This is a genomic window from Microbacterium hominis NBRC 15708, from assembly GCF_001592125.1.
Classification (GTDB): domain Bacteria; phylum Actinomycetota; class Actinomycetes; order Actinomycetales; family Microbacteriaceae; genus Microbacterium; species Microbacterium hominis.
Window position 1 is genome coordinate 14,479 of the sequence record NZ_BCWI01000027.1, and the last position, 17,892, is coordinate 32,370.

Genomic DNA, 17,892 nt, shown 5'->3' on the forward strand with positions numbered 1-17,892 from the left:
AGGGGCGGCTCAGCCGCCGTCCTTGCCCGGGCCGCCGCCCTTGCCGCCGTTGTTCTCGCCCGGCCCGCCCTTGTCCTTGCCTTTGTCCTTCGGGTCGGCGGGAGCGACGGGGTCGGGGTTCGACACCGTGCTCGCGTCGGTCGCCGCGGGCGTGGGCGTCGATGACGGCGTCGTCGTGGTCGGTGACGGTTCGACGCTCGGCGCCGACGACAGTCCCGACCATGCCGACAGGGCGATGACGATCGCGGCCACCGCCGCGCCCGCGCCGATCAGCAGCGGAGTGCGGCGCCACCACGGGCGTGCCCCGGCCGCATCCCGATCGAACCGCGCCGCGGCTGCGGCGGCGGGCTCCGCCGGCGGCAGCGGCGGGATGAGGACGCGGGTGTCTTCTGCGCCCGTCGCGCGCGGGGGAGCAGCGAGGGTGTCGGCGATCGCGGCGGCGCTCGGGCGCGCCGCCGGGTCGCGGTCGAGCATCGCGGGCAACAGCCCCGCCCACAGGGGCGGGAGGTCCGCGGGGATCTCGGGGTCCTGCGCGAGTCGGGCGAGCAGCTGGCTCGCGCCCTGAGCGGACGGGAAGGCCCGCGCACCGCTGAGCGCCTCCAGCAGCACGAGGCCGAGAGAGTACACGTCGGATGCCGGGGCCGGAGCGTGACCGAGAGCGACCTCGGGAGCGAGGTAAGCGGCGGTGCCGATGAGGGTGCCGGGCTGCGTGATCCGCTCCGAGCCGAGCAGATGAGCGATGCCGAAGTCGGCGAGCTTCGCGCGACGCGGCCGGCTCGATGTCGCGCCGGGCGCGAGCAGGATGTTGGAGGGTTTGATGTCGCGGTGCACGACACCGGCGGCGTGGACGGCGCTCAGCGCCTCGGCCAGCTCGCCGGCGATGCGGGTGAGCTCGGCATCCGTCAGCGCTCCTTCGGCGAGCCGCGCCGACAGCGAGGGGCCGTCGACACGTTCCATGACGAGGTAGCGGGGGCCGGGACCGGTCAGGCGCGCGTCGTGCAGCACGACGAGGTTCGGGTGGGTGAGCGCCGCGAGCGCGGCCGTCTCGACCCGCACCCGCTGGCCGGCATCGAGATCATCGCCTGTCGCCGTGATGATCTTGATCGCGACCGTGCGACCCAGCGTGAGGTCGTGCGCCGCGTAGACACGCGACATGCCTCCCGTGCCGATGAGCGCATCGATGCGGTAGCGCGCATCGAGCAGCATCCCGACATCCACAGCTGACGTCCGATCGTCCACGTTCCGAGGCTAGCCGCGCGCGGCCCACTGGTGGGCCCCGTGGGGCTCGAACCCACGACCCGCGGATTAAAAGAGGGCCAAGAACGAGTTCTCAGGTGAACTGGGGTGCTCCGTCGTGAACCACCGTGCCCCACGCCAAGCCGCTCTACGGCCGGGATCGCGACAGCTAGAGCGGCGCCCGTCGGAGCGCTACGGAGCGGCGTGGGGGAGCGTGGTACGGCGGGATTTCGGCGGGTTTTCTGTCGCCGTTTGCCCGCTCGCAGGAGTGGTTGCAGAGTCTCCTCACCGGCCCGCCGTGGCCCCAACCGAAGGAGAACGACATGAGCACCAAGACCGCAGTGCGAGGGGATGATGAGGCCGTCATCGAGGAGCAGGAGCAGATCGTGCGTGGCAAGGGGGCGGCAGTCGGAGCGATGCACGCCGCGATCATGAGGAGCTACGGGCGCATGGGCGCCCGCCCCGGCTTTGACCGGTTCCGCGAGGATGTCATTGACCGCTTCCTCCGGAGCCTGTCCGACGACTCGCTGCCGTTCTGACGCCGCCTACGCCCGTCTGCCCACGTAGAACAGCCCCGACCTCACCGGCGTACCGGGGCGGGGCTGTTCTCGGCTTACGGCTCAGCTACACCGACGCGCAGCTCAGGCCACCCGCTCGCCGGTGTCGCCGAGGTCGGTGACGGTGTTCGGGCGGAGGCCTGCCGAGCGGACGGCGCGGGCGCGCTCGCTCGTGCTCAGAGGTCGCGGCACCCCGTTGGGCTTGATGCGGTCGCCGTCGCCTGCCCGCCCGTACTCGGAGCGGCCCTGGTTGTCGTGGTCGGAGTATCTGGTGTCGGTCATGGTCGTGTCCTTCCGTCCCTTCTACTCTCCCTCGCCCCGCCACGACTGCGCGTAGTGCTCAGCGACGCATTCATGCAGACAAATATGCACGTCACTATGCACTCTCAAATATGCCTCTCATCTGCGACTTGTCCAGCGGAGAGCAGCCCAAGTAGGCGAGGATATATTCAAGCGGATAAAAACCGGGAGGCGGAATGAGCGCGCAACGAGGGCGACCCAAGGTGATCGAGGGCGAGGTGGTCGAGGTTCGCGCAGGCGTGCCCCGCGAGATCGCCAACGCGATTGAAGCGGTGGTGGCCGGTAGCGGTGGGATGTCCCGCGCAACCGTCCTGCGGCAGATCATCGTCGCCGGGCTTCAGCCGTTCGCTGTGATCTCGCCTGAGGTCGCAGCGGCACTGACTCCCACGCCCTACGGCAAGAAGCGTCCGTAGTTCGCAGTTCAACCCAACGAGAGGAATCATCATGTCCCGAGGACTTGGCGCATACGACGCCCGACAGAAGGCCGAGCTCGCGCACCGCACCGCAGCAGCCGGTCACCGGTTCGACAACGGACCAACCCCGCCGCCCCTGGCAGACGCGCCCGAGGTCGATCTGCCCGCCTATCCGAAGGCGACCGCCAGCCTGGAACTGCGCCTGCGCCGTGTGGTCGACGACCACCGGGCACGCAAGACGCGACTAGAGGAGGCAGTGGACCGCGCTATCGAGGCCTTCGGTGAGGCCCTGGAGCGCGAGGACCGGCGCAATGCCACACTGTCGCGGCTGAAGAAGACCGCGAACCCGAAGCACATCGAAGAGCACAACGCCCGCGTCCTCGGTCGCGGTCGCGGAATCGCCTGAGGAGGCACCCCATGAGCACCCGCAACGCACGCCGCGTCGCCAACCCCGGCGACTCCACTCCCGAGAGCCACGAGGAGGGAACGTATGCGACCAAGCCGCTGCCCTCGCGAGTCGGCAGTTCGTATCGGATCGTTCAGCTGGTCGGCCCGGACGCGCTCGACCGACCGCGGACCGCAGCGCGACACTTGCGCTTCCCGAACACGACCGCCGAGCGCCGCTACCTCGCAGCGATCGACCGGGCGGCATTCGACCGCGTACACCAGTACGAGGCACTGATGATGGATAACGCCGAGATCGCAGTCGACCGCGCCGCCGCTCGCGCAGAAGCTGCGGACGAGGCGATCCGTGCGCTCAACGACCTCGCCGACCGGCTCGACCGTGGCGAGTACAGCGAGGACATGGTGAAGAACTTCAACATGCTCCGGATGCGCGCCGACCAGAAGATCCTCCCCGGTCTGGATCGGGAAGCGCGCTCGTTGGAGACTCACCATCTGCGGAAGCTCGAAGACCCGTACAAGGCTGCACAGGAGACCTGGGCCGCGATGCCCGACAGCACCTTCAACCCGCTCGACCCCACGCCCTACCTCTGACAACAGAGGAGGGCGAGCCGTCGCCTCGGGACCCCTCCCAGCCAACAACCCGCCCACTCCCCGAAAGGAACGAAAATGACCATCGCATCCGAGAGAAGGCTACGCGTTTCGGCCCTCACGCCGATTCCGTACCCGCTCGCCACCTACTACGACCGGTATGCAGACCTTGCGGACGAGCCACCCATCGAGCGCTCGAACCTGCTGCGCCTGCCCGCATTAACGGTCGCATCACTCCGCTATACCGCGCCCGACGTCAACGACCTGCACCCCATGACACGCGGCTTGGCTACCGAGGCGAGCATCCTCCTGGCCGCATGGCGAGACCGTCACATGACCGGCTGGGCGGTAGCGACCGAGCTGCACGAGCGCTACTGGCCCACGTCGCCTCTGCGCGGATTCCGACGGGGTCTCCAGCCTTTCCGGAACGTCCCGCGTCGCGGATACGACCTCATCGCTTCAATCGAGGCTCTGGGCTACGTGCAGTTCTACGCGGATGTCGAAGATGCGAGCGACTGGCGGCGGTATCGCACCGTTCGTCTACGCGACGCGCTGGCAACGTTCGAACGTTCGCGCTCCTGAGCAAACCACCGCTCCCGAGCGGCGCCAGTGCCCCGTGGCGTAGAATGGGGCGTACAACTGAATACCCGCTGTCCCGGACGAGATGTGCGATGTCACAGACTCGATACGGCGAATAGCGGCCAGCTCAACCTCTTCGGAGGGAGCGAAGAAGCAGTCAGAGGGTCGAGGCTATCGGCTCCCGAAGTGAGTACGGCTCGCGGGAGACGCCTTGTAAGTCCAAGCTGCGGACGTCTGGCCGAGCAGCAGAACTTCCCAAACGACAACTCATGTCGAGGGGTTCTGCACTCGGCTCTTGTCGTTTCTGGACCTCTCGGCGAAGACGCCGAAAGAGGCATCCGCAATGTCCAAGCTGAACCACGAGCAGCCTGCCGCTCAGCATCTGTCCACGTACGAGACCGCTCCGGCGCGCAACCGCGAATTGACCGGGCTCGACATCTTCAACACCCGCCAGCTCAAGCGCTGGGTTGAGCAAGGCAAGGTCGAGCACCTGAAGGTCGGTCACCGCGTCTTCTTTACCGACGCCCACCTGCTCGCACTGGTCGAGTCCCTCACGGTCAAGGCCGTCCGATGAGCGATGCCCGCCGCATCTGACCCGCTTCGAGCGTCACCAAGGCTCAGCGCGCTCAATTGACCCCCGAAGGAATCCGACCGTGAGCATCGACTCCGACCCCATCACATCCGATACCGAGCGCATCCTCGCTGCTCTCGACGGCGCTGGCTATCTCGTCGGACCGCTCAGCGGCGACGAGCAGCGCATGTACTGCCCTGCCTGTGAAGACCCCGACACCAGCCACAGCCCGAGCGCGAGCCTCAACATCGTGAAGGCGGAGTTCAACTGCCTCAAGTCGGACAGCGACCACGGAGGCGGACTCGACAAGCTCAACTACTACATGACCGACAAGGGCATCGGTGTGGGCAAGCTCTCTCCCGCTACCGTCGCGGCGGGTCGGGAGCGTGCGCCCAAGGTGCACCCGACAGCCAAACCGCTCCCCGGCCCTCTGCGGCTCCGTTACGAGCATGCCGAGCTGCGGCTCTGGGAGGGCGACGACATCGGCAACGATCACCTGCGGTTTCTGCGGGATGAGCGCGGGCTGACCGACGAGACAATCCGCAAGGGCGGTCTCGGCCTCGAGTTCATCGAGCGCGGCGACGAATCGGAATGGCGCATCACGATCCCGGTCGTGCAGGACGGCAAGCTCATCAACGTCCGCCGGTATCTGCCTCACGCAGCCGACCGCAAGATCATCTCGCTGCACGGGCATGGCTCGGGCGCGTTCCTCTACAACGTCGACGCGCTCGCCGAGCACCCCGACCTCCCGGTGCTGCTGACCGAGTCCGAGTTCGATTGCCTGCTCGCTCAGCAGGAGTCGGAAGGTCTGTACGTCGCGGTCACGGGGACGGGTGGAGCGAGCAACGTTCCCGCCGACATCGACAGGCTGGCCCAGCGCGAGACGTTTATCGCGTACGACGCCGACGAAGCAGGAGCCAAGGGCAGCGCGAAGGTCGCGAGCCGCCTGCGTGACCTGGGCGGAAACCCCGGCATCATCGACCTGACGGCGCTCGGCCTCGCTCCTGGGTCGGGCGAGGACATCACCGACCTCCTCATGGAGCACGTCACCGCTCTCGGGCTGGTCGACACGTTCGTCGCCGCCCACGAAGACACACCGCGCCCCCGCTTCGAAAGATTCAGCGCTGCCGACCTTGCTCAGCCCGTGCCGGCCATGTCATGGCTGGTGAAGGATGTCTGGCCGTCGGGCGCGTATGGCGTATCGGGCGGCGCGAAGAAGACCCTGAAGACCTACAACCTCCTCGCGCTCGTCATCGCTGTCGCGAGCGGTAAGCCTTTCCTCGGCAAGTTCGTCGTGCCGGAACCGAGACCCGTCGTGATGTATCTGGCCGAGGGTGGCCGCACGAGCACGATGCGTCGCCTTCAGCAGATCGCCGAGTGGATGGGGGCGGACCTCGCGTCGCTACCGATCTCGATGTCGTTCGACTCTGCCCCCATCGGCTCCGCAGAACTCACCACCGCTCTCCGTCGAGACATTGCGATCGACCGCCCCGGTCTGGTCGTGCTCGACGCGCTCTATGCGTTCCACGCCGCCGACATCGAAGTCAGCAATCTTTACGCGCGTGGGCAGATGCTGCGTGAGATCGAGCGGTTGGTGGTCGCTCCTGATCGCGGCCTCATCATCGCGGACCACTTCTCCAAGATGCGCAGCCAGGAACTTGATCTGGACGCCGTATCGCAGTCCGGTGTGGGTGAGTGGGTGCAGTCCTGGATTCTCGCCAAGCACCGCGTCTCCCCGAAGGTCTCCGAAGGCGAGTTCCGGCTGGCTGTGCAGTACGGCGGGCGCGAGGGCTACGGCAACGAGTGGGCGATCGACTGGTCGCTGGGCGCTCTCGGCGACGACGGCATCCACGCCGGTCCCGTCGAGGTGTCAGTGCGTCCGCTCGGCGATGCGTCGCCGTCTGACGAGAAGCCTGTCCACGGCGGCATCTTCGGCGACACCCCGCAGGACCTCATGATCCAGGCGCTCATGCTCCGCCTGGTCGAGATGCACCCGTACACCTACACCAAGACGAACTGCGTTGAGAAGGTGCGCCGGGTCGTCCGGGTCGGCACGACCGCTGTCCGTGCGCAGTACGAGTTGCTGTCGAGCGAGGGCTACATCGACGAGCAGAAGGTCGCCCCGCCGAACAACCCCGCTGGGCGTCAAGACAGCCGCGCAGCGATCAACCGCGGTCGCCCCCACAAGCTCCACCTGCGCTTCAAAGAGGCCGAGGACGACGGCGACCAGAGCGCCCTAGATATGGTCGCCGCGCTCACCCGCGAGGAGGTCTCCGGTGCGTAACGCGGGGCGGAGTCCGGGCGGACTTGAGCAAGTCGGCCCCGTCCGGGCGGAGTTTGGGCGGACTTGCCAGCGCGATGGGTCGTTCTGGCCCGGAATCCCTGAGCTCTCAAGTCGGCCCGGAGATGGCCCGGCTTGGGCGGACTCGTTCAACCGGGAGCGCAGAAGGTCGGGCGGGGGCCAAGTCGGCCCCGCCGCCCCGTCCTTAAAGGCGGACTTGCCGGGCGGACTTGATCCCCGGCACCACGGATCAAATCTCCATAGACCGCCGAGAGGACGGGTGCTTCTCCGTCGAAACGAGCCAGCTCGTCCTCTCGGCACCGAATGTCCATGAATCAGATCGAACAGAAAGCAGGTAGATGAAATGTCGCAGGTATGGAGGGATGGTCGTTCGCCAGCAGTGACGTGCAGCGCACGCACGGTCAGCGGGCAACCCTGTAAGAGACCACCCATCAAAGGCTCAAATGTGTGCCGAGCCCACGGCGGTGCCGCACCCCAGGTTCGCGCGAAGGCACAGGTGCGCATCCTGATGTCGGCCGATGCAGCGGCGGCGAAGCTCATCGAGATGATCCACTCCAAGAAGGTCGATGACCGCACCAAGCTCCTCGCGGTTAAGGACCTGCTCGACCGGGCCAACCTCAGCGGCACGCAGAGCATCGAGGTCGGCGTGACCAAACGGGACTTCAGCGATGTCGTGAGCGATGTCGTCATGGACCTCGACTGGGACGACGACGAGGACAACACCGATGTGATCGACGCGGAAGTCATCGAGGATGCCAACAAACCCGAGACTGACGAAGAGCGCTGGGAGCGGGAGGACGCGCAGCACCAGCGCATCAAGGAGATCGAGCGCATGAAGCGCGGCCAGCCGTCGGCCACGACGCCGGACCTCAACGCGAAGCGCGCTCGGCAGGAGGCCGACGCAATGCGGGCGCACGCCGCAGGCGAGCTCGGTGACGATGACCTCCTCCCCGAGCAGGCCGCACGCCGACCGCAGCCCGACCGCTTCGGCGTCGTCCGCGACACACCCGCCGAGGACGCAGCCCGCCGCCGTAGCGCCGCCGCATCCCGGCGCGCCGACAAGACGGTGCGCTCGTCGCGCTCGACGTCTACCGCGGACCCGTACGCGGACAGGTACCCAGAGCGCACCGGGGGACGCCGCACCGTCAGCCCGAAACGCTACGAGCAGCGGAAGAGGGACGGAGGCCAGGGCTAACGCTCACAGGCAAGCCCAGCAACTGAGGCAGGACGTGAGCATTGCGTACGCGAGGAGGGCGGGGAGGGTCGGCGGTCCCCGACGCCGCAGATGGCCACGTAGACGGATTCTCAGCCCGGAGTAGCGGCGGACTCAGCGGGCAAGGTTCCCTTTCGTCTCGGGCGGATACGTCCGTCCCCGCCTTCCGCCTCAACCAACAGGAGCAATCAATGAGCAACCACATGATCGGATACGTCCGAGTCTCGACCGAAGAGCAGGAGCGCTCCGGACTCGGCATCGAGGCGCAAGCCGAGGCGATTCTCGCCGAGTGCGACCGACGCGGCTGGACCGTCGAGATCATGTCCGACCTCGGCCGCAGCGGGAAGCAGGTCAACCCCGAGCTACGCCGTGCGCTCGACCTTCTGGATGCCGGCCAGGCCGACGGGCTGATCGTCGCGAAGCTCGACCGGCTGGCACGGTCCGTGAGGCATGCGTCCGCGATCATCGACGACGCGATCCGGCGAGAATGGGCGCTTGTCGTGCTCGATAACGCGCTCGACCTGACGACACCGGGCGGCAGGGCGATGGCGAACATGCTGGCGACGTTCGCGGAGTTGGAACGCGACCTGATCTCGTCGCGAACCAAGGAAGCGCTCGCCGCTCGCAAGGCTCGTGGTCTCGACAACGGACGCCGCACGGCAATCCCGGCAGGCGTCCTCCGTCGTATCGTTCTGTCGCGCGACGCCGGAGCCAGCTTCGGCCGGATCAGCCGCGAACTCACCCAAGAGGGTGTGCTGTCGCCGACCGGCCTTGCCGACTGGCACGAGTCGACCGTCCGCCGCGCGTACGCAACGGCCACGCGAGAGACGGCGAGCGCATGACTACGCCGAAGCTCAACCCCCGCACCGAGCGCATCCGAGCGGACTCTGTCCGACCCGGCCATGTGCTCATGGAGAGCGATGAGCACCCCGCCGTCGTGATCCGGGCGAACCAACACCACGGCGAAGTGACCTTCTGGTGTCGCTTCACTTGGCAGGCCACCCACGAACCGGCGCGGCCGCACGGCCCGTTCCACCCCGCAGCGCCCATCGACGTCAGCAAGGAGCGATGACATGGCACATCTACGAGAAGTCGCCCGCAAGAAGTCACCGAACGGCATCGCCTACGAGGTCCATTGGCGCGACGGCGACCGAAAGATGCAGCGCACCTTCACCGTCAAGCGCGAAGCAGAGCGGTTCGCGCTGAAGGTCGAGACAGCGAAGGACGCGGGCGACACGACGCGCTCTCTCGTCAGGAACACCGCGACGGTCGCGCAGGTGATCGCGGCGTCGATGGAGGCGGCGAAGCCCCGACTCAAGCCGCGCACCTTCCACAGCTACGAACTCATGTACTCGGCGCGAATCGTGCCCGCGTTCGGCTCGCGCCGCATCACGTCGGTTACCCGCGCCGACGTGCAGGCCTGGATCAACAAGCTCTCGGGCGAAGGGCTCGCCCCGGCGACGGTGCACCATTGCTACGTCGCTCTGCGCAAGGTCATGAAGCACGCGCTCTGGGACCGGCAGATAGCGTTCAACCCCTGCGACGGGATCGACTTGCCCAAGGCGCACGACGTGGACGAGGGCACTCTCGCCGCGCTGACCTACGCGCAGGTGGAGGCTACCGCTGCCCAGCTCGCGCTGTTCAAGCCGTACGACGTGCTGGTGCGGTTCATGGCGTACACCGGCCTCCGTGCCGGGGAGGTCGCCGGGCTGCGTGTTCGGGACATCGACCTCGCCGCGGGCCATGTGTCGGTGCGGCAGACCGCACAGCACATCAAGGGGGAGTGGGTGTTCGGTACGCCGAAGTCACGCCGCTCAACCCGTGACGTACCGCTGCTTGACCGTCGGCTGATCGCCGACCTCAAGGCGCACAAGATGCAGCACCCGCGGTCGGGCGACGGTGACGCGCTGCTTTGGCCGGGGCGCACCCCCGGATCGCACCGGGTGGATCACGGGCGGGTCTGGGACCTCGCGAGCTTCCGTCGGAACTACTTCAAGCCTGCGCTCACCCGCGCAGAGCTACCTGCGATCCGCGTGCACGACCTCCGCCACACGGCGGCCAGCTTGTGGCTCGCGGCAGGGTTTCCGCCCTACCAAGTGAGCCGCTGGCTCGGCCACGCGAGCGTCGTCACCACGGACACGATCTACTCGCATCTCTACCCGACGGACTACGCACAGCACATCGAGCGGTTCGCCGCCTACGCCGCGGAGAGCTAGAAGAGAATCCCGACTATGTCCTCAATGTGGGACTTGGCCTTCGCGACGCTGGGATTGTATTTGTTTGGGTGTCCGCATTGATTGCGTGTATCCAGACATTGACCGAGGATCGTCCACTGGGCTTTGTCGATTTCTCCGAGGTCACGCGCGATGTCAAGGAGAGTCGTTTCCTTCACGGTGGCGAGATCGTCGAACTTTGAGATCTTGGCTTTCTGGTAGTACTTCTGCGCTGCCGCTTCAACAGCGCGCGGTCCGTGGACCCAGACTCGATCTTGCAGAACTCGCACAGCCCCTACCCACATGAACACAATCGCTGCGCGAAGGGCGTTCACACCGAGGCAAAGGATTGCTTCGTCGACGTAGGCGCGGACATCGACATCCTGGATCTTCAAAGCAACTTTGCGTAGCTCTTCGACTCCGTGCTCAACCTCTGGCTGTGTCTCAGGAAGCCCTGCAAGGGAACGCACTGCTGCTTCCCCAGTCGGAGTCAATGCCCACAGACGTTCTCCACCGTCACCCGTTGAGGCGACGTCAACTAGCGCTCCAGCGCGATTCATGACGTCGGCGATGTTCGCGAGCTTAGCTTTGGGAACGCGAGCTGCCTGAAGGGCCGACCTTATTTGGCTACTCGAAAGGGCGCGTTCGTCCTTGAAGTGTGCATGCCAATACATCGTCGCCAGGGCTCGGTCGCGCCAGGTCTTCGCGTTCGAGGACGATAAGAATTCAACGAGGGACGTCAAGCCGCTACTTCTTCGCGTCCTTCTTGGGGAGAGCGAGAACGAGGTTGCGTCCGAGCGATGACAACTTGATGTCATCAAGTCCGGCCGTGTTGTCGAATTCCTTCTTCCCAGCCTGGCTGGCGGTGTTGCGGATATTGGTCGGCAGAGCCCAGTTCATCGCGTGGTAACACGTCACGATCTGCGAGATTCCGGCCTTGGGGTACTCGGCGATGTTCAGCATCCAGAAGATGCACACGGTGTACTTCTCGATCTGAGTAGACGGCTTCTTCTCCGCAACGAAGTCAGCGAGCGATTGCTTCCCCGTAGGCGACAGCTCCAGATTCTTGTCCGGGTTCACTCCTGAGGGGCGAGACTTCCTCGTGCTGGTCCGCTTAGAGGATCGCGTAGATTCGGTTGCGCCATTCGAGGTGTTCGCGTCAGGCTCTTCTTGCGACGGAACCTCAACCTCTGGCTCCTTCTCAGGGGCAGCAGGGCTGTGCGTTCGCCGCGTGATCGGCTGCCCGATTAGGTAGTGGAATGCGTCCGCTTGGAGAGTCTTCGTAGGAAGATCACTGATGACCTCCGCTGCGCGCCTTACACGCTCGAGACGCTCGTCGAATTCTGAATCGGCCACCCCAGCTCCTCTCTCATAGAGGGTTCCCGGGGCGATCATCGCAGGGTCGAGCGCATCTAAGCGTTACAACACGCCCAGTAGACGGGTTCCCGCCGGGATTTCCGTATTTGGATTCCTGTAGGAACGGCGCGATCCCAGTGCCTGACTGGTGGGCCCCGTGGGGCTCGAACCCACGACCCGCGGATTAAAAGTCCGATGCTCTACCGACTGAGCTAGAGGCCCCAGGCCTCCCAGCGTACCGGCTGCGGGCGAGGCGCGGACGCGACGAGGCCGCCGGCGCGCAGTGCGCCGGCGGCCTCGGCCGGGGTGTGACCGGAGACGATCAGTTGGTCGGCGTCAGAACCGTGTCGATGAGGTACACGGTCGCGTTGGCCGTCTGGACGCCGCCGCAGATGACGGTGGCGTCGTTGACCTTCAGGTTGTCGCCGGAGCCGGTGACGGTCAGGTCGCCGCCCTCGACGGTCTTGTGGGTGCCGACGACCTGCGACGGGTCGAGCTGGCCGGGAACCACGTGGTACGTGAGGATCTTGGTCAGTGCGGCGCTGTCGGTCTTCAGCGAGTCGATCGTGGCCGCGTCGATCTTGGCGAACGCGTCGTCGACCGGCGCGAAGACGGTGAACTCACTGCCGTTGAGGGTGTCGACGAGGTTCACGTCGGGGTTGAGCTGGCCGCTCACGGCCGCGACGAGGGTCTTCAGCAGCGGGTTGTTCGAGGCGGCGACGGCCACCGGGTCCTGAGACATGCCCTCGACCGAACCGGCGCCGGACGGCACGGCCTCGGCGTACGCGGCGCATCCGGGGCCCACGAGGTTGGCGGCCGGGTCCATCGTGGACGGCGACGGCGCCATCGACTGGGTCTCCTGCGTCATCGCGGGGGGCGTGGTCTCGGCGCTGGTCGACGAGCCCATCGAACATGCCGAGAGCGCGAACGCGCCGGCGATCGTGAGCGTCAGGGCCGCCGTGATCTTCTTCGTGGTGCTGAGCATGATGTCCTCCATGTGAGCTGACGTGCGGTTGTTGGTCCTGCCGAGCCGCAGGTGCGGTCTCGACAAGTCCTTCGGAGCCCGCCGCGCATCGGATGGGAAAAAGTTCCGAATCTGTTTGCGCCTCCGCATCCGCCCCCCTTATAGACCGAGGGTCTCTTCGCCCGTCTCGGCCTCCGTTCCGGCGGCGCAATCCGATCCCGGTCCGGCGACGAACAGCACATGACCCGAGCGCGTCGCGACCTCGGCGGTCGCGAGCGGCCGGAGCATACTCGTTCGCCGCCGGATGGGCCACCCGCGGCCGCGATGCACGACAGAGGGACGGTGATACGGCATGCTGAGAGAGATGGTCATCGACGGTGTGGACGTACCCGAGGACTCACCGGCGCGTGATCACGCCGGGGAGCTCCTGGTGCGCATCGCGGCGGGAGACCGGACGGCTTTCGGGCAGCTCTACGACATGCTCGCCCCCCGCGCCTTCGGTCTGATCCTGCGGGTGCTCGTGAACCGCGCGCTGAGCGAGGAAGTGCTTCAAGACGTCTTCCTGGAAGTGTGGCAATCCGCTTCCGGTTTCGCTCCGAATAAGGGTCAGGGACGGTCCTGGGTCCTCACCATCGCCCATCGTCGCGCTGTCGATCGCGTGCGCTCCACACGCGCAAGCACGGAGCGAGACGAGAAGGCGGGTCTGCGCGAACTGAACACGGGCCAGGACAGCGTCGACGACCAGGTCGCCCTGCGCATCGAGAGCAGGCGCGTCGCCCGGGCGATGGACGCACTCCCCGACCCTCAGCGAGAAGCGCTGCTGCTCGCCTATGTCGGGGGATATTCTCAGAGCGAGATCGCCGCGTTGGTGGGATCGCCCCTGGGGACGATCAAGACGAGAATGCGCGACGGTCTGTCGCGCCTGAGGCAGGAGATGGGGGTGACGTCATGAACGACCGCGACCACCGAGACATCGGAGAAGACGAGTTCGCCGAGCTGTCGGCAGGGCACGCGATGAACGCGCTGTCGGCCGATGACGAGCGCGCCTATCAGACCGCCCTCGACGCCCATCCCGAGTGGGACGACGTCGTCGCCCTCGACGCTGCCACGATCGACATCCTCGCCGACGCCGTCGCGCCGGTCGCGCCGCCCGTCGACCTGCGTTCGCGACTGATGCGTGCCATCGAGGTCGACCCGTCCGCGCCGACGGACGCCGGTGCGGATGCCGCGGCATCCGCGGACGAGACGGATGCCGCTCCGCCCGCCCCCGACGCCGAGGAGCCGCTGCCCACCGACGTCGTCCAGACGGTCGAGCGTCGCGCGTGGACGCGTGGGCTGTTCGCGCTCGTCGCCTCCGTCGCCCTGCTGATCGGGATCGGCTGGGGAACGGGTGCGGTGACGAGCCTGTGGCGCACGCCGGCCGCCGTGACGGCGTTGGAGCAGATCCAGTCGGCGCCGGATGCCGCATCCGCACAGGTCGACTTCCAGGGCGGCGAGGCGACCGCGCACTGGTCGCAGAGCGTGGGCAAGGTCGTGCTGGTGGCCGAGGGCCTGCCGGAGATCCCCGCGGATCGCACGTTCGAGCTGTGGTTCGTGCGCGGCGATCAGCCGATCGCGGCCGGCACCTTCGACGCCTCCGGTGCGAAGGCCACGGCTCAGCTCGACGGCACGATGCAGCCCGGAGACACTATCGCCGTGACCGTGGAGCAGGCCGGCGGATCGCCCGACGGCTCGCCGACGACCGCGCCGATCATCGCGATCCCGACGGTGTGACCGCGACTGCGGCGATCGGGGCCTCGGCCCCGCCCCGGCAGGCCGCCGGTAGCCTGGAGCGATGAGCGACGACTCCCGGGACTACCACCGCCCCGTCCGTCGACCCGCGGACGCGTTCGACCGCCGATTCGGGTCCACGGATCCGGCCGATGTCTCGCGGATCGCGCATGCCACGGCATCCGCCCTGGTGACGAGGGTGCGCAACGAGCCGACCGACGCGGTCGTCGACCGCCTCGTCACCTTCACCGATGCCCACGGGCTCGAGACGGTGGCCGAGCTGTGGTCGCACTCGCCGGCGAAGTCGCTTCCGGGCACGCTGTGGCGGCTGTATCTGCTGCAGTTGATGGTCCGGGACGACGCGGCGACCGCCGCGCTGCTCTACGAGCGCGGGCGGGTCGTGCTGCCCTCCGTCGACGACGTCGTCGCGGGCGCGCCCACGCCGGCCGGGCCGGAAGAGCTCATGACGCTCGTCGACGAGATCCTGCGGGGCGTGTTCACGGGCGACTTCGCGGTCGCGCTGGAGCGTGCCGCGTCGTTCTGTCGGGTCGAGGCGGCGGGCGCCGCCGATGTCGCCGACGACTACGACGCGGCCGAGCCCGAGCGGGCGAGCGCGTTCACGACCCGCGCCCTGCGCCTGGACACCTACGCCGGAGACCTGACCGCGTGCGCGGGCCTCTGGCGACGTGACGCGTTGACCTGACCCGGCGGCTGCTCCCGGTGGCCGGTGGCGGGTGCCCGGTCGTTGAGCGAGGAGCGCAGCGACGAGTCGAAACGCGGATGTCTCGGGTGCCCGGTCGTTGAGCGAGGAGCGCAGCGACGAGTCGAAACGCGGATGTCGCGGGGGTGCCCGGTACAGAAGTGCCGGGCCGCAGAACGCCTCTCGGCGCGAGGCCGCTCGGAGCGGCGAAAGATGGAGCCCGGGGTTACTGCGGCCCGGCTGTTCCAGTGTAACGGACGCCCCCTGAGGGGTATTCCCGCGGTCTAGGCTCGGGGCATGGCCTGGCACTTCGCGCTGATGATCGACCCCGCCGACGTGGACGACACCCGCTCCGACTTCGCAGCGACCTTCACCGAGGTCGATCCCGCCGCCCCCGCGCTGACCGTCGGAGAGCTCAGCACGCAGCGCGGCGACGGCATCTTCGAGTCGATCGGCGTCATCGACGGTCGTCCGCAGGAGGTCGAGGCGCACCTGTCCCGGCTCGCCCATTCGGCGCAGCTGTGCGACCTCCCCGTGCCCCACGCGGAGCAGTGGCGCCAGGCCGTGGCCCTCGCCGCGTCCGCCTGTGGTGCGGGGGAGGCGGTCATCAAGCTCATCCTGAGCCGGGGAATCGAGCACGGTCCCACTCCGACCGCGTGGGTGACCGCGGCCCCGGCCGCCGACTTCTCGATCGCGCGGTCGCGCGGCATCCGTGTCGTCACCCTCGACCGCGGGTACGCCCTCGACGTGCCGTCGCGGGCGCCGTGGCTGCTGTTGGGCGCGAAGACGCTGTCGTACGCCGTGAACATGGCGGCGCTGCGCGAGGCCCGCCGGCGCGGCGCGGACGACGCAATCTTCACGACGAGCGACGGCTACGTGCTGGAGGCGCCGACCGCGTCGCTCATCCTGCGTCGCGGAGACGCCTTCCTCACCCCCGCGCCGAACGCCGGCATCCTGCACGGCACGACGCAGCTGAGCCTGTTCGAGCACCTCGCCGCCCAGGGCTTCGAAACCGGCTACGAGACGATCCCCGTGGCGGAGCTGCACACCGTGGATGCCGCGTGGCTCGTCTCCAGCGTGCGCCTCGCGGCGCCGATCACGGCGATCGACGATGTCGACGTGCCGATGGATGCCGCTCTCACGGCATCCATGAACGACTACCTGCTGAGTCCGCGGGACTGAACCGGGACACGGGGCTGCGGCTGGGGCTGGGCTGAGGCCGGGGCCGGGGCTTGCCGGCGCGGCTTGCGGCCGCGGCTCGCGGGCGCGTTCTGCGCTCGCGGCCCGAACTGCAAGGCCTCGCGGGTGACACGCCGGGGTGGATGTGGAGGCGCCGGCGTGTCGCCGCGCTGCCCTTGCAGTGCGGTCAGGGGCGTGGCGTGCGGGGTGGCGGCGCTGCCCTTGCAGTTCGGTGAGGGGCGTCGGGTGCGGGGTGACGGCACGGGCGTGGACGCGACGGTGTGGCGAGCGGTGAGGGTAGGCGCAGCCGTGGCCGGGCGCTCGCGGCCCGAACTGCAAGGCCTCGCGGGCGACGCGCCGGGGTGGATGCGGGGCCGCCGGCGTGTCGCGGGGCTGCCCTTGCAGTTCGGTGAGGGGGATCGGGTGCGGGGTGGCGGCGGAGGCGCGGGCGTGGCAGTGCGGTCAGGGGTGATGCTGCTCGGCGCGGCCGAGTGTCGCGAGGGCGCCGACGATCGCAGCTTCGACGAGGTCCCAGTCGTGCACGATCATGGCGTAGTCGAACCGCAGCGTCATGAAGCCCCAGATGGCGGCGGTGGCATCGCGGACGAGGTCCTTGTGGCGGTGCGGCGCGCCATCGTGATTGTCGACGCCGTCGGCCTCGACGAGCAGCCGGTCGCCGATGAGCGCGTCGACGACGCCGACCCCCGCGATGCGCCGTTGGGTCCGTACGCGAAGGCCGAGGTGACGAAGCCGCCACCGCAGCAACGACTCGAGGCCGCTGTCCGCGTCATCCCGTGCGAGGTCGAGCGCTTCGCGCATCGCGGCGGTGCTGCGCTGTCGCAGCCACCGACGGCCGCTGTCGTCGAGCTGACCGAGCCGCAACGCCGACTCGAGCACGACGAAGAACTCCTCGACGCCGTGGCACCGCGCGATCTGCAGCAGCAGCCGCGGGATCGACGGCGTGCTCCCCGGCGGGCCGAGCGGCCCGTCGTCCCAGTGCTCGACGCATCCGCATCCGTTGGGGTGATACGTGCGCTGCCCGTCGCAGAGCCAGACGTGCGCCCGCAGGTCGGCGGTCAGCACCCAGAGCCCGAGGTGCTTCGCGGCTGTGACGCAGGCGAGTCGCCCTCCGTGCCCGGCCACCGCGCGCGCGGCATCGCACGCATCGGCGATGACGTAAACGCCCCGGCGTCGGCGTTCGAGGATGCCGGCTCGCAGTTGCTCTCGCAGCTGGGCGCGCGATAGGCCCGATCGCCGCAGCATCGCGGTCGTCATCACGGCCGGTCGGACATCGCACATGCCGACATCGTCGCCGCTCTGCGCGACGGTGACGGGCGATGTCCCGGCATCCGTGGACGGAGTCGTGTGTCGGCCGTCTGTGGAGGAGCCTCCGGCCGGCTCACGCCCGACCCGAGCTGCAAGGCCGGGCGAGAGACACGCCGGGGTGGATGCTGTGGTGTCGGAGTGTCGGGTCGGATCCCTTGCAGTTCGGTTCGGCGCCCGAGCGGCCGAGCGGCCCGGCGGAGCAGGTGGGTGCGTGGGTGGT

Annotated in this window: 20 protein-coding genes and 1 tRNA gene; 14 read left to right on the top strand and 7 right to left on the bottom strand. The window is 68.0% G+C overall.

What is annotated here, in order from left to right; genetic code table 11:
- Window positions 1–9: 9 nt before the first annotated feature.
- Entirely contained in the window at window positions 10–1,239 is a 1,230-nt protein-coding gene (locus MHO01S_RS15505; RefSeq protein ID WP_060960464.1) for a serine/threonine-protein kinase, read from the bottom strand.
- A 320-nt stretch (window positions 1,240–1,559) separates the two neighbouring features.
- On the opposite strand from MHO01S_RS15505, the gene MHO01S_RS15510 reads away from it, so the two are divergent.
- Window positions 1,560–1,775: a hypothetical protein gene (locus MHO01S_RS15510; RefSeq protein WP_060960463.1), complete on the top strand. Its 216-nt coding sequence runs from the start codon at window positions 1,560–1,562 to the stop codon at window positions 1,773–1,775.
- Window positions 1,776–1,877: 102 nt separating this feature from the next.
- Here MHO01S_RS15510 and MHO01S_RS15515 read toward each other — a convergent pair whose 3' ends face one another.
- The gene (locus tag MHO01S_RS15515; protein WP_060960462.1) at window positions 1,878–2,075 is read right to left on the bottom strand and encodes a hypothetical protein; all 198 of its coding nucleotides are present in this window, start codon (window positions 2,073–2,075) and stop codon (window positions 1,878–1,880) included.
- Window positions 2,076–2,269: 194 nt separating this feature from the next.
- Here MHO01S_RS15515 and MHO01S_RS15520 point away from each other — a divergent pair, with 194 nt between their 5' ends.
- From MHO01S_RS15520 to MHO01S_RS15560, 9 genes are all read left to right on the top strand, one after another.
- Window positions 2,270–2,506: a hypothetical protein gene (locus MHO01S_RS15520; protein ID WP_157553817.1), complete on the top strand. Its 237-nt coding sequence runs from the start codon at window positions 2,270–2,272 to the stop codon at window positions 2,504–2,506.
- A gap of 31 nt (window positions 2,507–2,537) precedes the next feature.
- Window positions 2,538–2,912 (top strand): hypothetical protein, encoded by a 375-nt coding sequence (locus tag MHO01S_RS15525; protein ID WP_060960460.1) that lies wholly within the window; start codon window positions 2,538–2,540, stop codon window positions 2,910–2,912.
- Between the two features lie 11 nt (window positions 2,913–2,923).
- Window positions 2,924–3,502, top strand: a complete 579-nt coding sequence (locus MHO01S_RS15530) for a hypothetical protein (RefSeq protein ID WP_060960459.1) — start codon at window positions 2,924–2,926, stop codon at window positions 3,500–3,502.
- 75 nt (window positions 3,503–3,577) lie between these two features.
- Entirely contained in the window at window positions 3,578–4,081 is a 504-nt protein-coding gene (locus MHO01S_RS15535) for a hypothetical protein (protein ID WP_060960458.1), read from the top strand.
- A 340-nt stretch (window positions 4,082–4,421) separates the two neighbouring features.
- On the top strand, window positions 4,422–4,652 hold the full coding sequence (locus tag MHO01S_RS15540) for a hypothetical protein (RefSeq protein ID WP_060960457.1): 231 nt from the start codon (window positions 4,422–4,424) through the stop codon (window positions 4,650–4,652).
- A 79-nt stretch (window positions 4,653–4,731) separates the two neighbouring features.
- A complete protein-coding gene (locus MHO01S_RS15545) occupies window positions 4,732–6,933 on the top strand; it encodes an AAA family ATPase (RefSeq protein ID WP_060960456.1) in 2,202 nt (733 codons plus the stop codon).
- A gap of 361 nt (window positions 6,934–7,294) precedes the next feature.
- Complete coding sequence (locus MHO01S_RS15550) at window positions 7,295–8,146, top strand: HGGxSTG domain-containing protein (protein ID WP_157553818.1); 852 nt, start codon at window positions 7,295–7,297, stop codon at window positions 8,144–8,146.
- A 209-nt stretch (window positions 8,147–8,355) separates the two neighbouring features.
- Window positions 8,356–9,006: a recombinase family protein gene (locus MHO01S_RS15555; RefSeq protein ID WP_197425783.1), complete on the top strand. Its 651-nt coding sequence runs from the start codon at window positions 8,356–8,358 to the stop codon at window positions 9,004–9,006.
- A gap of 315 nt (window positions 9,007–9,321) precedes the next feature.
- On the top strand, window positions 9,322–10,380 hold the full coding sequence (locus MHO01S_RS15560; protein ID WP_167626543.1) for a tyrosine-type recombinase/integrase: 1,059 nt from the start codon (window positions 9,322–9,324) through the stop codon (window positions 10,378–10,380).
- Here MHO01S_RS15560 and MHO01S_RS16590 read toward each other — a convergent pair.
- The 4 genes from MHO01S_RS16590 to MHO01S_RS15575 form a co-directional block, all read right to left on the bottom strand.
- Window positions 10,377–11,120 carry a hypothetical protein gene (locus MHO01S_RS16590; protein WP_157553819.1) on the bottom strand — a complete coding sequence of 248 codons (744 nt, stop codon included), beginning with the start codon at window positions 11,118–11,120 and terminating at the stop codon, window positions 10,377–10,379. The genes MHO01S_RS15560 and MHO01S_RS16590 overlap by 4 nt on opposite strands.
- A gap of 4 nt (window positions 11,121–11,124) precedes the next feature.
- Window positions 11,125–11,457 carry a hypothetical protein gene (locus tag MHO01S_RS16815; protein ID WP_060960452.1) on the bottom strand — a complete coding sequence of 111 codons (333 nt, stop codon included), beginning with the start codon at window positions 11,455–11,457 and terminating at the stop codon, window positions 11,125–11,127.
- 422 nt (window positions 11,458–11,879) lie between these two features.
- Window positions 11,880–11,955: transfer RNA gene (locus tag MHO01S_RS15570), tRNA-Lys, on the bottom strand.
- A gap of 100 nt (window positions 11,956–12,055) precedes the next feature.
- Entirely contained in the window at window positions 12,056–12,718 is a 663-nt protein-coding gene (locus tag MHO01S_RS15575; RefSeq protein WP_060960478.1) for a fasciclin domain-containing protein, read from the bottom strand.
- A gap of 331 nt (window positions 12,719–13,049) precedes the next feature.
- Here MHO01S_RS15575 and sigK point away from each other — a divergent pair, with 331 nt between their 5' ends.
- The 4 genes from sigK to MHO01S_RS15595 all read left to right on the top strand — a co-directional run bounded on the left by sigK (window position 13,050) and on the right by MHO01S_RS15595 (window position 16,349).
- A complete protein-coding gene (sigK, locus tag MHO01S_RS15580; RefSeq protein WP_060960451.1) occupies window positions 13,050–13,649 on the top strand; it encodes an ECF RNA polymerase sigma factor SigK in 600 nt (199 codons plus the stop codon).
- The gene (locus MHO01S_RS15585) at window positions 13,646–14,470 is read left to right on the top strand and encodes an anti-sigma factor (protein ID WP_174524693.1); all 825 of its coding nucleotides are present in this window, start codon (window positions 13,646–13,648) and stop codon (window positions 14,468–14,470) included. The genes sigK and MHO01S_RS15585 overlap by 4 nt, the downstream gene beginning before the upstream one ends.
- A 61-nt stretch (window positions 14,471–14,531) precedes the next feature.
- Window positions 14,532–15,170: a hypothetical protein gene (locus MHO01S_RS15590; protein WP_060960450.1), complete on the top strand. Its 639-nt coding sequence runs from the start codon at window positions 14,532–14,534 to the stop codon at window positions 15,168–15,170.
- A gap of 294 nt (window positions 15,171–15,464) precedes the next feature.
- Window positions 15,465–16,349: an aminodeoxychorismate lyase gene (locus MHO01S_RS15595; protein WP_060960449.1), complete on the top strand. Its 885-nt coding sequence runs from the start codon at window positions 15,465–15,467 to the stop codon at window positions 16,347–16,349.
- 459 nt (window positions 16,350–16,808) lie between these two features.
- Here the strand turns inward: MHO01S_RS15595 and MHO01S_RS15600 are convergent, their stop codons facing one another.
- Complete coding sequence (locus MHO01S_RS15600; RefSeq protein ID WP_060960448.1) at window positions 16,809–17,645, bottom strand: type IV toxin-antitoxin system AbiEi family antitoxin domain-containing protein; 837 nt, start codon at window positions 17,643–17,645, stop codon at window positions 16,809–16,811.
- Window positions 17,646–17,892: the final 247 nt, after the last annotated feature.

Coding starts and splice junctions, on each gene's coding strand:
- MHO01S_RS15510 (WP_060960463.1), top strand. CDS start 1,560: ATGAGCACCAAGACCGCAGTGCGAGGGGATGATGAGGCCGTCATCGAG.
- MHO01S_RS15515 (WP_060960462.1), bottom strand. CDS start 2,075: ATGACCGACACCAGATACTCCGACCACGACAACCAGGGCCGCTCCGAG.
- MHO01S_RS15520 (WP_157553817.1), top strand. CDS start 2,270: ATGAGCGCGCAACGAGGGCGACCCAAGGTGATCGAGGGCGAGGTGGTC.
- MHO01S_RS15525 (WP_060960460.1), top strand. CDS start 2,538: ATGTCCCGAGGACTTGGCGCATACGACGCCCGACAGAAGGCCGAGCTC.
- MHO01S_RS15530 (WP_060960459.1), top strand. CDS start 2,924: ATGAGCACCCGCAACGCACGCCGCGTCGCCAACCCCGGCGACTCCACT.
- MHO01S_RS15535 (WP_060960458.1), top strand. CDS start 3,578: ATGACCATCGCATCCGAGAGAAGGCTACGCGTTTCGGCCCTCACGCCG.
- MHO01S_RS15540 (WP_060960457.1), top strand. CDS start 4,422: ATGTCCAAGCTGAACCACGAGCAGCCTGCCGCTCAGCATCTGTCCACG.
- MHO01S_RS15550 (WP_157553818.1), top strand. CDS start 7,295: ATGTCGCAGGTATGGAGGGATGGTCGTTCGCCAGCAGTGACGTGCAGC.
- MHO01S_RS15555 (WP_197425783.1), top strand. CDS start 8,356: ATGAGCAACCACATGATCGGATACGTCCGAGTCTCGACCGAAGAGCAG.
- MHO01S_RS15560 (WP_167626543.1), top strand. CDS start 9,322: ATGCAGCGCACCTTCACCGTCAAGCGCGAAGCAGAGCGGTTCGCGCTG.
- MHO01S_RS15575 (WP_060960478.1), bottom strand. CDS start 12,718: ATGCTCAGCACCACGAAGAAGATCACGGCGGCCCTGACGCTCACGATC.
- sigK (WP_060960451.1), top strand. CDS start 13,050: ATGCTGAGAGAGATGGTCATCGACGGTGTGGACGTACCCGAGGACTCA.
- MHO01S_RS15585 (WP_174524693.1), top strand. CDS start 13,646: ATGAACGACCGCGACCACCGAGACATCGGAGAAGACGAGTTCGCCGAG.
- MHO01S_RS15590 (WP_060960450.1), top strand. CDS start 14,532: ATGAGCGACGACTCCCGGGACTACCACCGCCCCGTCCGTCGACCCGCG.
- MHO01S_RS15595 (WP_060960449.1), top strand. CDS start 15,465: ATGGCCTGGCACTTCGCGCTGATGATCGACCCCGCCGACGTGGACGAC.
- MHO01S_RS15600 (WP_060960448.1), bottom strand. CDS start 17,645: ATGTGCGATGTCCGACCGGCCGTGATGACGACCGCGATGCTGCGGCGA.